The organism is Roseovarius confluentis, from assembly GCF_002917925.1.
In the GTDB taxonomy this organism is placed as follows: domain Bacteria; phylum Pseudomonadota; class Alphaproteobacteria; order Rhodobacterales; family Rhodobacteraceae; genus Roseovarius; species Roseovarius confluentis.
The window spans coordinates 149,822-163,014 of record NZ_PPFE01000003.1; the positions used below are offsets into that span (position 1 = coordinate 149,822).

14 protein-coding genes, 1 tRNA gene and 1 pseudogene are annotated in these 13,193 nt (G+C 61.9%); 10 read left to right on the forward strand and 6 right to left on the reverse strand.

All coding sequences use genetic code 11. The annotated features are described in order from the left end of the window. The first annotated feature begins 9 nt into the window (after nt 1-9). From C2I35_RS08735 to C2I35_RS08745, 3 genes are read left to right on the forward strand one after another with little or no spacing between them, the layout of a single operon-like run. Complete coding sequence (locus C2I35_RS08735) at nt 10-585, forward strand: TRAP transporter small permease (RefSeq protein ID WP_421998540.1); 576 nt, start codon at nt 10-12, stop codon at nt 583-585. A 3-nt stretch (nt 586-588) separates the two neighbouring features. Further along, a complete protein-coding gene (locus C2I35_RS08740) occupies nt 589-1,875 on the forward strand; it encodes a TRAP transporter large permease (RefSeq protein WP_103762657.1) in 1,287 nt (428 codons plus the stop codon). A gap of 13 nt (nt 1,876-1,888) precedes the next feature. After that, entirely contained in the window at nt 1,889-2,329 is a 441-nt protein-coding gene (locus tag C2I35_RS08745) for a universal stress protein (protein WP_103762658.1), read from the forward strand. Between the two features lie 278 nt (nt 2,330-2,607). On the opposite strand, the gene C2I35_RS08750 is transcribed toward C2I35_RS08745, so the two are convergent. The 4 genes from C2I35_RS08750 to C2I35_RS08765 form a co-directional block, all read right to left on the reverse strand. Further along, a tRNA-Thr gene (locus C2I35_RS08750) sits at nt 2,608-2,683 on the reverse strand. Between the two features lie 45 nt (nt 2,684-2,728). Beyond that, complete coding sequence (locus tag C2I35_RS08755) at nt 2,729-4,222, reverse strand: heme biosynthesis protein HemY (protein WP_103762659.1); 1,494 nt, start codon at nt 4,220-4,222, stop codon at nt 2,729-2,731. Between the two features lie 19 nt (nt 4,223-4,241). Beyond that, complete coding sequence (locus C2I35_RS08760) at nt 4,242-5,573, reverse strand: hypothetical protein (RefSeq protein ID WP_103762660.1); 1,332 nt, start codon at nt 5,571-5,573, stop codon at nt 4,242-4,244. 47 nt (nt 5,574-5,620) lie between these two features. Then, nucleotides 5,621-6,352, reverse strand: a complete 732-nt coding sequence (locus C2I35_RS08765; RefSeq protein ID WP_103762661.1) for a uroporphyrinogen-III synthase — start codon at nt 6,350-6,352, stop codon at nt 5,621-5,623. Nucleotides 6,353-6,423: 71 nt separating this feature from the next. Between C2I35_RS08765 and tsaD the strand changes: the two genes are divergently transcribed. The 5 genes and pseudogenes from tsaD to C2I35_RS22440 form a co-directional block, all read left to right on the forward strand. Beyond that, the gene (gene tsaD / locus C2I35_RS08770) at nt 6,424-7,518 is read left to right on the forward strand and encodes a tRNA (adenosine(37)-N6)-threonylcarbamoyltransferase complex transferase subunit TsaD (RefSeq protein WP_103762662.1); all 1,095 of its coding nucleotides are present in this window, start codon (nt 6,424-6,426) and stop codon (nt 7,516-7,518) included. Next, nucleotides 7,515-8,474: an NAD(P)H-dependent glycerol-3-phosphate dehydrogenase gene (locus C2I35_RS08775; protein WP_103762663.1), complete on the forward strand. Its 960-nt coding sequence runs from the start codon at nt 7,515-7,517 to the stop codon at nt 8,472-8,474. The genes tsaD and C2I35_RS08775 overlap by 4 nt, the downstream gene beginning before the upstream one ends. Continuing rightward, nucleotides 8,474-8,743: a YciI family protein gene (locus C2I35_RS08780; protein WP_103762993.1), complete on the forward strand. Its 270-nt coding sequence runs from the start codon at nt 8,474-8,476 to the stop codon at nt 8,741-8,743. Before C2I35_RS08775 ends, C2I35_RS08780 begins: the two co-directional genes overlap by 1 nt. Before the next feature lie 3 nt (nt 8,744-8,746). Next, nucleotides 8,747-9,166, forward strand: coding sequence for an EVE domain-containing protein (locus C2I35_RS08785; RefSeq protein ID WP_103762664.1), 420 nt, complete (start codon nt 8,747-8,749; stop codon nt 9,164-9,166). A 323-nt stretch (nt 9,167-9,489) separates the two neighbouring features. Then, a pseudogene (locus tag C2I35_RS22440) lies at nt 9,490-9,585 on the forward strand (chemotaxis protein MotB); the annotation flags it as partial. A gap of 231 nt (nt 9,586-9,816) precedes the next feature. Here the strand turns inward: C2I35_RS22440 and C2I35_RS08795 are convergent. Both C2I35_RS08795 and C2I35_RS08800 read right to left on the reverse strand, forming a co-directional pair. After that, the gene (locus tag C2I35_RS08795; RefSeq protein ID WP_103762665.1) at nt 9,817-10,176 is read right to left on the reverse strand and encodes a flagellar protein FlgN; all 360 of its coding nucleotides are present in this window, start codon (nt 10,174-10,176) and stop codon (nt 9,817-9,819) included. Then, entirely contained in the window at nt 10,169-10,468 is a 300-nt protein-coding gene (locus C2I35_RS08800; protein WP_245890455.1) for a rod-binding protein, read from the reverse strand. Before C2I35_RS08800 ends, C2I35_RS08795 begins: the two co-directional genes overlap by 8 nt. 114 nt (nt 10,469-10,582) lie before the next feature. Here C2I35_RS08800 and C2I35_RS08805 point away from each other — a divergent pair, with 114 nt between their 5' ends. Then, a complete protein-coding gene (locus C2I35_RS08805; protein WP_103762667.1) occupies nt 10,583-12,412 on the forward strand; it encodes a flagellar hook-length control protein FliK in 1,830 nt (609 codons plus the stop codon). 21 nt (nt 12,413-12,433) lie between these two features. Further along, nucleotides 12,434-13,105, forward strand: coding sequence for a flagellar hook capping FlgD N-terminal domain-containing protein (locus tag C2I35_RS08810; RefSeq protein ID WP_103762668.1), 672 nt, complete (start codon nt 12,434-12,436; stop codon nt 13,103-13,105). The last annotated feature ends 88 nt before the right edge of the window (nt 13,106-13,193 follow it).

Sequence of the window (13,193 nt, forward strand, 5' to 3'; positions counted from 1 at the left end):
ACGACGGGGATGGATGACGAACCCACGGGCGAATACGTCTCCACGCTACCCGGATTTCTCGGCACCATCGACATCCTGATAAGCAAGATCGAGGCGGTAATGCTCGCCGTCGGTGTCCTGCTGATGGCGGCCAACACCATCGCCAACGTGGTCGGGCGCTTCGTCTTTCAGAACAGCATCTTCTTTTCCGAAGAACTCAACCGCATCCTCATCATCCTGATCACCTTTGCCGGGATCAGCTATGCCGCCCGCCACGGTCGGCATATCCGCATGTCGGCAATCTATGACACCATGCCGCCCAAGGCCCGCAAGCTGATGATGATCGTCATCACGCTGGTCACCGCGGTCTTCATGTTCGGCCTGGCCTACTACGCCTATACCTACATCCTCACCCAGTCGGGCCGCGGCCGCGTCCTGCCGTCGCTTCAGATCCCGGTCTGGATCACCCTCGTATGGGTGCCCGTCGGCTTCTTCATGACCGGGGTGCAGTACCTGCTGACCGCGATCAAGAACATCATCGACAAGGATATCTACCTCTCGACCGCGGTGCTCGAAGGGTATGACGACACCGAGAAGGAGGTCTGACAGATGGCCCTTACCATCTTTTCCGTCATGGTCGTCCTTCTTCTGTTGGGCTTCCCGATGATGATCCCGCTGATCGTCGCCGCCTTCATCGGCTTCTACACCATGTTCGGCGGCTTCGGTCAGCTTGAAACCATGATCCAGCAGATCATGGCGGGTATCCGGCCGGCCTCGCTGATCGCGGTGCCGATGTTCATCTTTGCGGCCGACATCATGACACGCGGCCAGTCCGCCAATCGCCTGATTGACCTGGTGATGGCGTTCGTGGGGCATCTCAAGGGCGGGCTTGCGGTGTCCACCGCGGCCGCCTGCACCATGTTCGGCGCGGTATCCGGCTCCACCCAGGCGACCGTGGTCGCCGTCGGCTCGCCACTGCGCCCCCGGATGCAAAAGGCGGGCTACAATGACAGCTTCATTCTTGCGCTCATCGTCAACGCCTCGGACATCGCCTTCCTGATCCCGCCCTCGATCGGCATGATCATCTATGGCGTCGTGTCCAACACCTCCATCGCCGAGCTTTTCATCGCCGGCATCGGGCCGGGCCTGCTGATCCTTTTCCTGTTCTCGATCTACGCCTGGATCTACGCGGTCCGCAACAACGTGCCGACAGAGCCCAAGTACAGCTGGGGCGAACGTTTCAACGCCGGGCGCAAGGCGCTCTGGCCGCTGGGTTTCCCGGTGATCATCATCGGCGGTATATACGGCGGCATCTTCAGCCCGACCGAGGCGGCGGCGGCCTGCGTGCTCTACGCGCTTGTGCTCGAGGTCATCATCTTCCGCGAGATGGACCTCAAGGGCGTCTATGAGACGGCCAAGTCCACCGGCCTCATCACCGCCGTCGTGTTCATCCTCGTCGGCGTCGGCGCGGCCTTCTCGTGGGTCATTTCCTTCGCCCAGATCCCACAGGAAATCCTGGGCTCCATCGGCATTGACGAGATGGGCCAGATCGGGGTGCTCTTCGTGATTTCCGTTGCCTTCTTCGTCGGCTGCATGTTCGTGGATCCGATCGTGGTGATCCTCGTTCTGGTTCCGATCTTTGCGCCGGTGGTCGAATCCGTCGGCCTCGATCCGGTGCTGGTCGGCACGATCATCACGCTTCAGGTCGCCATCGGCTCGGCCACGCCGCCCTTCGGCTGTGACATCTTCACGGCGATCGCGGTGTTCAAGCGGCCCTACATGGAAGTGATCCGCGGCACGCCGCCCTTCATCTTCATCCTGCTGTCGGTCGCCGTACTGCTGATCTTCTTCCCACAGATTGCCCTGTTCCTGCGGGACCTGGCCTTCGACAAGTAACCGGAGGAGAGACATGTACAAATCCATACTGGTGCCCTTTGACGGGTCGCCCAATTCAGAGTTGGCCGTCGACAAGGCCGTGGAGATGGCCGCGCTTTGCGGCGGGGCCGCGCTGACGATCCTGACAGTCTATCGCCACCATTCGATGCTGGAGGCATCGCTGTCCATGGTCCGGCCGGACGATCCGGGCAACATGGACGACGCCATGCGCACCCACGCCGAAGAGGTTGTCGGAACCGCCAAGGAACGCGCAAAGTCCGCGGGCAAGACCGACGTCCGCGCCTTCGTCAAGGCCGGTCCCACGTCGCGCAATATCGTGAAGTTCGTCGAGGAGCACGGCATCGACCTCGTCGTGATTGGCCGCCGCGGCATGGGATCAATGGAAGGCTATCTTCTGGGCAGCGTTTCGCAGAAGGTCACATACCTGTCCCCGGTTCCCGTGCTGATCGTCTGACCAGATCGGGTACGGTTTCGACGCTCACCTGCGGGCGCTGGCTGAGACTCGGCGCGCGGAGCCGGGTGGCATAGCCGGTCTTGAGTGATTTTGAGCAAAGGCCGCTCAAGCTAGCTAAAGGTTGCTGTCAGCGACGAAGGAAGCGATCGCACAAGAATTTCGGCACCTTACGAATTTAAGAAGCCGCAGGAGCGACAACGCAAGGGTGGATGTTCAGGTGGATAGAATTAGGCAGCCTGCAAACAGAAACTGATCTTCAGTCGTTTGCATAAGTTTCGTGGTGCCGCTGAAGGGACTCGAACCCCCGACCCCATCATTACGAATGACGTGCTCTACCAGCTGAGCTACAGCGGCCCCGTGGAGCGCGGCTATAGCACTCCAATTCGTATCCGAAAAGAGCTATTTTTCGGTCTTTTCGGGACCGGTGTCCTCGACGATCTCCGCGTCGGCGACCTCGGCGTCGGTGATCTTGTCGCTGTCATCTGACTCGTCCGGGGTATCCGCACCATGATCCTCGATGGAGCCGATGATCAGGGGCAGCATCTCGATCCCTGTCGAAGAGGATACCGACGACGCCGGAGGCGCGCGCCAGCTCAGGGTGTCGAACGCGTCGCAATTGTCGCAGGACGGGGCCCATTGCGCGTGAATGTGCTGGCAGTTCTCGCAAACCCATTGCGGTCCGCGGGGTGCCGAAAGCGCACGGGCGAGCCAGCCCTTGACCACGCTGTCGGACGCGCCTTCGCCGCGCTCGATGGCGGCCATGATGGTCAGCGCGCGGGCGTCGGGATCTACCTCTGCCAGATCTCCCAGCGCACGGCGGGCTGCCGGGAAATCCTCGGCGGCAAGATGCAGTTCGGCGTCGATCAGGCGGGTTTCGCGGTGATCGGGATGGATCTTGAGAAGCTTGGCGAAGCGCTTGATGCGGGCCTGCGGCGTCTCTTCGGGTTCGATCTCGGCGAAGGCGGCCGCGAGGTCGGGATGGGGTTGGGCATCCCATGCCTTTTTGATCACGCGGGTGGCGTTGCGCTTGTTGCCCTGCTCGATGTAGCCGCGCGCTGTCAGGACGGCGGCGGGCACGAGGTCGGGCGAGAGGCGGTTCGCTTCGATCGCGGATTCGCGCGCTTCGATGCTTTTGCCTTCCTCCAGAACATCGCGCGCCTCGGACAGGGCCAGAACGGCGTCGCGGCGGCGGTGGACGGCACGCGGCAGGTTGCCGGATTTCAGCTTGGCGCTCAGCGTTTCGCGTGCGCCTTTCCAGTCGCCGGTCTGAGCCTGAAGTTTCAGCAGCGTGTCCTGCACCTCTTCGTGCTTGGGTTTCAGCGCGAAGGCGGTCTTTGCCAGCTTCAAGGCTGTCTCGGTTTCGCCGTTCGCCAGTTTCTGGCGCATGATGCCGCGCACGCCGACGAAGCGGGTCTTCTCGTTGGTCAGCAGCCGCTTGTAAGTCTCCTCGGCCTTGCGACGATTGCCGGAGATCTCGGCCGCCTGCGCGGTGATCAGGTTGGTCAGCGCGGGCTTGTTGAGATACCGTTCGGCCTTGCCGGCCTTGGCCATTGCAAGCTCTCCTTCGCCCGATGCGAGAGCCATCAGGCCCTCGGACAGCGCCTGATACCCCTTTTCCTGACGATTGCGCTGGAAATAGCGTGACAGCGCGGTGTCGTCGCCGTTGATAAAGTGCAGTACGGCCACGAGCAAAGACACGAGCTTGAGCAAGAGCCAGACCGCGACGACCAGGAGGACCAGTACGATGACAGCCATAAGCGGGGTCAAGTTGAATTCCTGCCCGGCCATGACGATGCGCACCCCGCCGTCAAGTTCCAGCAGGTAGATCGCCCCCCAACTGGCCGCGGCGACGAGGCCGATGAAGAGGATAATCTTGATTACGGACCACAGCATTCTCTGAGTTCCCCCGGCGTTAATTCAATGTCTCGCTCAGCGACTGGGCCGCGCCCACCGCCTCGCGCCGTTGTGCCGCTTGACCGGCCCAATCGGAGAGTTCGGCGCGGCCCTCTTCGGGGAGCGCCTCGATTTCCGCCAGAGCGTCCTGAAGCCGACCATCGCGGATCGCCGCTTCGGCGCGGGACAACACTGCGTCCGGATCGCTGCCTTCGCGCGGCTCGAGCGACCGTGCCCCAAATTGACTGCGCAGGAAACCTGTCAGCCCGGTGCCTTCGCCGGTGGCGTCGCGAGACGTGTCGAGCGCGGCGCGGGCAGCCTCGGGAAAGCTTTCCTGCAAGCTGGAGAGTGTCGGCACACCGGCGTCGGCGGAGGACACCAGGACTTCGGGCACGTCGACGCCGGTATCCTGAAGTTCGGCCACGGAACCGGCGAAGCCTGCGCCGTTGTCCAGAGCGGCCAGGATACGGCTGATCGCGGCCCGTTGCATTGCGGCGACCGCTGCTTCGTCGGCTGCGGTTTCGGTGTTCATCGCCTCGTCGATGAGGGCCTGCAGGTCTTCGCGCTGCGCGGCAAGTTCCTCGCGGGCGGCGTTCAGTTCGTCCTCGTAGGCGGCGATGGTTGCGGCGTCGGCACTTTCGGTGACCGGGCGCTGTTCGACGTCGCGCAGCCGCGCATCGATCGCTTCCAGGGTGTCCTCGGCCTCGGTGACGCGTTCTGACAGGGTGCCAAGCGCCTCGATCTGCGCCTCGAGCGCGGAGTCGTCGGTGTTGGCGATGCCGCCGACCTTTTCAGTGAGCGCGTCGATTGTATCGGCCTGTTCGTCGAGACGGCGCGCGGCTTCGCTGACTTCACCGACGAGCGCTTCGTCACGTGGGGGTGGATTTTGCGTCAGGCCGAAGTAGGCTGCGGCGAAACCGATTGCGCCTGCGACGATGCCACCCAGAATAAGCGCGCCTGCGCCGGGACCTTTCGCCGGTTGCGGCGTTGTCGCGGGGACAGAGGCGGACATCGGCGCGTTGGGCGCGGAGTCGCTCGTTGTATTTTCGTCGGGCTGCGCGTCCTGCGGCTCGTCCGCTGCCGCGTCGGCAGACGTTTCGGTTTGCGAATGTTCTGCCGCGTCGTCAGGGGTATCAGGCGCATCGTCAGGAAACGCTGGCGTGTCGTCGGAAGACTCTTCGTCCGCCTTCGTGTCGTCAGGCGTCTCGCCGGGCGTGACGGTCCCGCTATCGTCCTGCGGCGCGTCCTCGGAGCTCTCGGTGGCTTTGCCCGCCTCGTCGGCGGTTTCGTCCGTCTGCGATACATTCTTGTTTAGCGAGATATTCGCCTTGGACGGTGGTTTCTTTGCCACTTGAAAACCTCTTTCGAATCTTGCCACTAGTGCCTGGCGTGCCAAGCTTACTGTGGCCTGTCTCTGCCCTCAAGCCGGTTGGCATGGGACCATAGTCTTGCAACGCACGCGAGCATTGCCGGCCCGTCGGGCGTTTCCGCGACCTCTATCCTATGCGCCTTGGCCGAAGGGATAACCTCCGCCACGGCGTTGCTGATCGCCGCGATTTGCAAGTTAGTGCCATTTGGCAGCGCATCTAGCAAAAGCTGCGCGCTGCGCGGTGAAAAAACCGGAACGACAATGGTGTGCGCCTGGAGGACACGGGCAATGACGTCGTCCGGCAAGGGGAGAGGAACCTGTTCGTAGATGATGGCATCATGCGTCTCTGTTCCCGCGGAATTCAGGCAACCTGCGATATCAAAGGCCACGTGATCGCCCCGAAGATGAAGGCAGGGCGTTGCTGGCGCATCGTTCCGGATGCGTATGGCCAACTCTCGGCCGGTGCCCGGGCCGACAATGGGGGACAAGCCGCATGCGCTGGCTTTTTCGCCCGTCGCCTTGCCCACAGCGTAGCAGGTAAAGTCACGGCACGTTGTGGCCTGAGCGAAAGCGTCAACCGCGTGGGAGGAGGTAAAAATCAGCGTGCGGTAGACCGACAGCGCGGGCAGGTCCGGCAATTGCCGAATTTCCATAAGGGGCGCGAGAAGGATTTCGGCTTGGGGTCCCAGCTCCGCTGCCAGACGGGCGGCAAAGCTATTGGCCGCCTCGATGGGTCTGGTGATCAGGATCAGCGGCGGCATGAACGCTCCGGAGTTGTCTGAGTGTCTCCGCGGTGTTACCTGCGACGAGGGCTTGGCGCAACGGGCGTGACATGACGGACAATCTGGTGATCCTTGGATTGGAAAGCAGCTGCGATGATACGGCTGCGGCAGTGGTATCCCTGTCGGGGGACAGCGCCGAGATCCTGTCTTCGGTCGTACTGGGGCAGGATGCGCTGCACGATGCGTTTGGCGGCATCGTGCCGGAAATTGCGGCCCGCGCCCATGCCGAGAAACTGGATATCTCGGTGAAACAGGCTCTGTCGCAGGCGGGAGTTGGGCTTGGCGATGTCACCTTGGTGGCGGCGACCGCAGGGCCGGGGCTGATCGGCGGTGTGCTGTGCGGGGTGACGACAGGCAAGGCCATCGCCGCCGCGCGCGGCATTCCTTTGGTCGGAGTGAACCACCTTGCGGGACACGCGCTGACGCCGCGGCTGACCGATGGTCTGGCCTATCCTTACGTGATGCTGCTGGTTTCTGGCGGGCATTGTCAGTTCCTTGTGGTCGAGGGCTGTGACCAGTTCACGCGTCTGGGCGGCACGATTGACGATGCACCGGGCGAGGCGTTCGACAAATCGGCCCGGCTGCTTGGCCTGGGCCAGCCGGGAGGGCCGGCGATCGAGTGCGCTGCGCGCGACGGTGACCCGGGGCGTTTTCGATTTCCTCGCCCGCTTCTGGACAGGCCGGGATGCGATATGTCTTTTTCCGGTCTCAAGACCGCGCTGTTGCGGGCCAGGGGCACGGTGATCGCAGAAAAGGGTGGCCTGACGCGGCAGGATCGGGCCGATCTCTGTGCAGGGTTCCAAAGGGCGGTCGCAGATGTGCTGCAGGAAAAGACGCGACGTGCCCTCACCGAGGCGCGCAGGCAACTGGCCGAACCACCCGCACTGGCCGTGGCGGGCGGCGTTGCGGCGAACACCGAAATAAGGACTGGACTAGAGACTGTTTCAGGCGAATTCGGCGTGCGGTTCGTGGCGCCGCCCCTGGCGCTTTGCACTGACAATGCCGCGATGATCGCTTACGCTGGTGGGGAACTCTTTCGTGCGGGGCGCATTGACGACATGACGTTGGCCGCGCGTCCGCGCTGGCCGTTGGACAAGCGCAGTCCGGCCTTGCTGGGCGGTGGAAAGAAAGGGGCAAAGGCATGATCTTGGTGATCGGCGCCGGTGCATTCGGCACGGCCCTTGCAGTATCGCTGGCGCGCAATGGTCCGGTGGCACTTTGGGCGCGGGACGAAGAGCACGTGCGGGAGATGAACGCGACCCGGGAGAATGCGCGGCGATTGCCGGGGGTCGCTTTGCCGGAGAATGTAAGCGTTTCAGCAGAGTTAGAGACTGTTTCAGAGGCGGAAATCGTTCTCTTGTCGGTCCCGACACAGAAACTTCGCACGTTTCTGGAAACGCACGGTCGGTCGCTGGCGGGAAAGCCCTTGGTCGCCTGTTGCAAGGGGATGGAGCGCGGCACCGGGCTGAGACCGACACAGATCATCGCGGAGCACGTCCCCGACGCCGTCCCGGCCATGCTGACAGGTCCGTCCTTTGCCCATGACATTGCGCGGGGTCTGCCGACGGCGCTGACCTTGGCCTGTGCCGATGAACGCGTAGGCGAGAGCCTGCAACAGCGGCTGACGACGCCCAATATCAGGCTCTATCGCACTATGGATGTAACAGGTGCAGAGCTGGGCGGCGCGCTAAAGAACGTGATTGCGATTGCGTGCGGCGTGGCGATTGGCGCCGGGTTGGGCGAAAGTGCACGTGCGGCGCTGATGACTCGTGGTTTTGCCGAACTGGTCAAGGTGGCGGAAATGCACGGCGCCAGGGCAGAGACGCTGGCAGGGCTTTCGGGATTTGGTGACCTGGTGCTGACCTGCACCTCCGAGCAATCGCGCAACTACCGCTACGGCCAGAGCCTGGGACGCGGAGAGACATTCGATACGGGCGTGACAGTCGAAGGGGCCGCGACGGCGCAGGCGCTGGAAAAGATGGCGCGGGAGGCGGGGCTGGACCTGCCGATCACGCGCGTGGTGACCGGATTGGTGCGCGGTGAATTGAACGTTCGCGACTCGATGGATATGCTGCTTCAAAGGCCATTGAAGGAAGAATGATGCTGATCGCTTTGATTGCCCGGGACAAGCCCGGCGCCTTGCAAACCCGTCTCGACAACCGTGACGCGCACGTGGCCTACCTGAAGGAGACGGGCGTCGTGAGCCAGGCGGGTCCTCTGCTGGATGCGGATGGTGACATGATCGGCTCGCTGGTGGTGCTGGAGGTCGAGGATATGGCGCAAGCCGAGGCCTGGGCCGCAAAGGACCCGTACAAGGCGGCGGATCTGTTCGAAAGTGTCGAGCTGATCCCCTGGAACAAGGTAATCTGACCGATGCGGTATTGGCTGTTCAAGTCCGAGCCGTCGACATGGAGCTGGGATCAGCAGGTCGCGCGGGCGGAGGCCGGCGAGGAATGGGACGGCGTGCGGAACTACCAGGCGCGGAACTTCATGCGCGAGATGGCGGTGGGCGATCGGGGCTTTTTCTACCATAGCCAGACGGAAAAGGCGGTGGTCGGTACCGTCGAGGTGATTGCCGAGGCGCATCCCGACAGCACGACCGACGACGATCGCTGGGACTGCGTGGATATCAAGGCGGTGGAAACAGCGAAAACGCCGGTGACGCTCGATATGATCAAGCAGGATCCCCGCCTTTCGGAGATGGTGCTGGTGCGCAACTCACGTCTGTCGGTGCAGCCTGTAACCGCTGAAGAATGGAAGATTGTCTGTGAAATTGCGGGTCTGACGGCGTAGCCGCTTCAGCATTTCGGCGGCGATAATCCCGTGAGTTCGTACGGAGGGTATCGCGCGTATCGGCCGATACCCTCCGTTGCCCCACGTGCTCCCTACGCACCACACGTGTCTCTGGAAATGGTTTCGGCCATACTGGCGCGATCATGAGTTGGATATCACTTTCTCGCCCGATTCACAAAAACCGAATGCCCGGCATTTCACTAAAATGCAGTGGTTGCCCCGCGGCGATGCGCGACCCGATAAAGCGGACAAATTGATCTGTTAACAGCCGAGTAAGACCTGGTCTGCTAACGATCGTTTCGGGTGAGTGAATAGGTGGTGAGATGAGTGCGTCTGGTGACAATGCCGCGCCAGTCATCATCAAACGGAAAAAGGTCACGGGCGGTGACGGGCATCATGGCGGTGCCTGGAAGGTCGCGATAATAGCATAGTCCTTTTGCTGCGACGCTTTTGCGCCGATACATGTCCACCGCCCCGGGGCGGTGGTTTCGAAAGTCGTTCTGACGTTTGCGATGCACGTTGTCGGCATCGCGCCATCCACCTTGGGATGCAGGCCGAGAAATGCCTTGAAAGTACTAAGAGAGTCCTAAAACGGCTGTGGGTCTGTGACTGGCATTTGAGACAAATTCTCTTGAAAAAAGTCCCGGGAATTATGCTCGCTTTTCCAACTGCCGCGTGACCTGGGCGTCGATCGTCTTCTTCTGTCCGTCCTCGCCGTAGGTCTCCAGCGAACGGCGCACCTTTCTCACGGCGGCAAGCCGTGCGGAGGCCCGTCTTATTCCCTGCAGCGCGCCATCGAGCAGCACCTGGTTCCGGGCAAGTTTGTCCTGAACTTCCGATATCGCGGCGGCATCTGCCGCGTCGAGTTCGCTCAGCGCGTCGATCAGGCTCTCTTTGCGCGCCAGCAGTCGTGACATGTCGTCGAGGTTGCCGCCGAGGACGGCCTCGCGCTCGGCCTCCAGCAGATTGTCCAGTTCGTCGACCAGGTCTTGTGCGGAATGTTTAGTCATTGCTTGTCTCCAGCATCGCGTTCAGGAAATGTTCGGAAAGGCCGATGCCCCCGGCCTCCGCGATCTTATCCGCGACCGCCTGACGGTGGAACGAGGCGAACTGATCTTCGCCGGTCCCGCCGGAAAACGAGTTCACCTGTTCGCCGAAACCGGCGGCCTTCAGCATCTCGGCGAGAAACGTCGCTTCCAATTTCTGTGCCGCCTGCTGCGCAGCGTGCAGTGACGTGCGTGCAACAGGGGGCGGCAAAGGGCTCACGCCCAGCTTGGGTTTCATCGGTAAATGATCGGTCACCAGAATCCCTCGAATGCTGTGAACTTTTCGGGATAGGACACCAAAGCGGTAAAGAACTGGTAATCACGATCTGCGAAGTTCGACGGGCTGAGGAAGAAATCCCGGAGCTCAAGAATGTTTTACACGGTCACAAGCGAGACGTCTGCCGCACAGACAAACAGCGGGAATGGGGTAAGGAATGTGCCTGCCGCGGAGGACGGCAAAGCCGAGGGCAATACGCACCGCCCCAGCTTTGCTTCCGTGTTTGTCGAGGCAGTACCGCGTCCCTCTGAGGCCGACTCTCCCAAGCAGAAAGCGAAAATCGATCTGCAAGTGGAGGATCCCGACGCGCACACAGAGGCATCGGGCGAGGCCATCGAATCCGACAGTGGTGAAACCGATGCACCGGTTGAGGATGAGCACCCGACCGCCACGGAGGCCGCAGAAGAGTCTCGCCTTGTCGCCGGGGTGAGCGAGGCGGAAATCGAAGAGCAGAATGCCGCGCTGAAACATGAATCGCTTCACCAGGACAGAACGGCACTGACAGCGTCCTTGCCTTCGAAACCGGCCATAGCGTCGGACGGGAAAGGTGAGGTCTCTTGGGCGGGCAACGCCCGGGACCACAAGGTTGAGGGCCGGAACGCTGCGCCGCAAGCGAGGCACCAGGCTCCGGCTGAGCCATCGCAGAACCCGGTGCGCAGCCCTGATGGTTTCGGTGCCGAGCGTGACCTCGCTCAGGGCAAAGGCCCATCGGATCCGGCGGGCCGGACAAGTTCTGCTGCGCCTTCGCCGGGGGCCGCGAAGTCTGCAGAGTTTCTTGCCACAGCGGGCGTGAGACCTCAGGTCGGGTATTTCGCTCCTTCGGCAGACGGCGAGTTTCGTGCGGACGAAGCGCTGACACGAAGTCCGACAGTCAATTCCAGGCCAGAGAATTACATGCTGGTACCCCAATCTGGCGACAAAAGACCCAATCAGGCTGTTGTGATTTCATCGGATCAAGCGGGCGAGGCCGACAATACCGTCTCCAGGCAAGAGCGGGATATTCGCTCGGTTCCGAATGTCCAGAATCGCGTCGGCGCTGGCACGCTATCCCAGTTCGTGGTGCCAGACGGCGGGGTCGCCGCGCCGCCAACGCAAAGCATCGTGAAGTCCGAACCTTCGGTCGGCATGGGTCGTGGATGGTCATCGGCCGTTCCGGCATCCGATACATTCGCGCGTCAGATCGCGATGTCGAAGCCCGCGGCCGAAGTGCAGCAGGTCCCGAACTCGGAACCGGCCGACTATCGCAGGCTGTCCGCGGCGGAGGCGCGAACAGCCAACCAGGGCACTCTACAGCCGGACCTCGCGCCAGCCTACGGCAGCAAGCCGGTTTCCAGCCCCCCGATTGTCACATCCGCAGTCGTTCCCGAGAACTTGGATGCGCACAGCAAAGGCGAGGATTGGGCTAGGACATTCGAACCGGACAGTAGCCGCATGAATACCGTCGGCGCCTTGACAAGCCAGGTCGAGACCAGCGCGCCGTTGCGCACAAGTCTTGTTGGCTTGGCGCGAATGCCGGATCTTCCGCGCCATGTTTCGGAACAACTGGCAGCGGGCTTGCGCCGGGCGACGGAACAATCCGCCGAAATTCGCTTGAACCCGGCCGAGCTTGGGCGGGTCCGGATCAACCTGCACACCAGCGATACCGGCGTCATCGTGAGCGTATTGGCTGACAGGCCGGAAACGCTGGACCTGCTGCGGCGAAACTCCGACATCCTGGCACAGGAGTTCCGTGAGATCGGCTATGGCGCGGCAGAATTCTCGTTCGGACAAGGCGGCGACCCGCAAACCGGTAAGAAGAGTGACGCGGATCGCGGCTCGTATCGGCATGACGTGGCCGAACCGGATGGTGATGCGACGCCCGACGTCGCGCCACTGGATGTATCGACCCGGATAGCGCTGGACCGCGTCGATATTCGGCTCTGATCTATTTCAAAGGACAATATCATGGATATCTCTGCTCTTTCCGCAAACACCGCTGGTGCGTCCGCAAGCGGGGCCGCAACTACTGCAAGCGGCTCATCCACACTGAGTTCGGATTTCGAGACGTTCATCCGCATGCTGACAGTGCAGATGGAGAATCAGGATCCGCTCAACCCGATGGAGTCGACGGAGTTCGCGACACAGCTTGCGACCTTCTCTGGCGTGGAACAACAGGTAAAGTCCAACGACCTGCTGTCGGCCCTCGGAGCGCAAATGAGTCTTCTGGGCGTGTCGCAAATGTCGGGCTGGATCGGTATGGAGGGCCGCGCGATCGCCCCGGTCAGGTTTGATGGAACTCCGGTGAATTTGACAATCTCGGGCGACAACCTCGCTGATCGGCACGACCTGGTGGTTCGTGATGGCTCAGGCAACGAAGTTCAGCGCCTTGCCGTCTCCGGCGAGCGGCAAGAGATTGCCTGGCTGGGCAGCGATCCTGAAGGTAACCAACTGCCGCCCGGAACATATGACCTGAGCGTCGAGTCTTTTACCGGGGAAGAGATCGTCGAGACGACACCGGTGCAGGTCCATGGCAGAATTGTCGAGGCGAGGAGGGAGTCAGATCAAACCGTACTGGTGATGGAGAACGGTCAGGAAGTGGGGGCCTCCGACATTCTGGGGCTTCGTTTGCCGAGGTAAGATGAAAATATTGGCGAATTGGCCACATTCGGGCGCTAATAACCGGATTCTTTTCGATCTCTACGGATTGGGTTTTATTCTCTTTAAA

What these genes read in the sequence shown, in the direction of transcription:
- C2I35_RS08735 (WP_421998540.1), top strand. Translation starts at nt 10, where the DNA reads ATGGATGACGAACCCACGGGCGAATACGTCTCCACGCTACCCGGATTT.
- C2I35_RS08740 (WP_103762657.1), top strand. Translation starts at nt 589, where the DNA reads ATGGCCCTTACCATCTTTTCCGTCATGGTCGTCCTTCTTCTGTTGGGC.
- C2I35_RS08745 (WP_103762658.1), top strand. Translation starts at nt 1,889, where the DNA reads ATGTACAAATCCATACTGGTGCCCTTTGACGGGTCGCCCAATTCAGAG.
- C2I35_RS08755 (WP_103762659.1), bottom strand. Translation starts at nt 4,222, where the DNA reads ATGCTGTGGTCCGTAATCAAGATTATCCTCTTCATCGGCCTCGTCGCC.
- C2I35_RS08765 (WP_103762661.1), bottom strand. Translation starts at nt 6,352, where the DNA reads ATGCCGCCGCTGATCCTGATCACCAGACCCATCGAGGCGGCCAATAGC.
- tsaD (WP_103762662.1), top strand. Translation starts at nt 6,424, where the DNA reads ATGACGGACAATCTGGTGATCCTTGGATTGGAAAGCAGCTGCGATGAT.
- C2I35_RS08775 (WP_103762663.1), top strand. Translation starts at nt 7,515, where the DNA reads ATGATCTTGGTGATCGGCGCCGGTGCATTCGGCACGGCCCTTGCAGTA.
- C2I35_RS08780 (WP_103762993.1), top strand. Translation starts at nt 8,474, where the DNA reads ATGCTGATCGCTTTGATTGCCCGGGACAAGCCCGGCGCCTTGCAAACC.
- C2I35_RS08785 (WP_103762664.1), top strand. Translation starts at nt 8,747, where the DNA reads ATGCGGTATTGGCTGTTCAAGTCCGAGCCGTCGACATGGAGCTGGGAT.
- C2I35_RS08795 (WP_103762665.1), bottom strand. Translation starts at nt 10,176, where the DNA reads ATGACTAAACATTCCGCACAAGACCTGGTCGACGAACTGGACAATCTG.
- C2I35_RS08805 (WP_103762667.1), top strand. Translation starts at nt 10,583, where the DNA reads ATGTTTTACACGGTCACAAGCGAGACGTCTGCCGCACAGACAAACAGC.
- C2I35_RS08810 (WP_103762668.1), top strand. Translation starts at nt 12,434, where the DNA reads ATGGATATCTCTGCTCTTTCCGCAAACACCGCTGGTGCGTCCGCAAGC.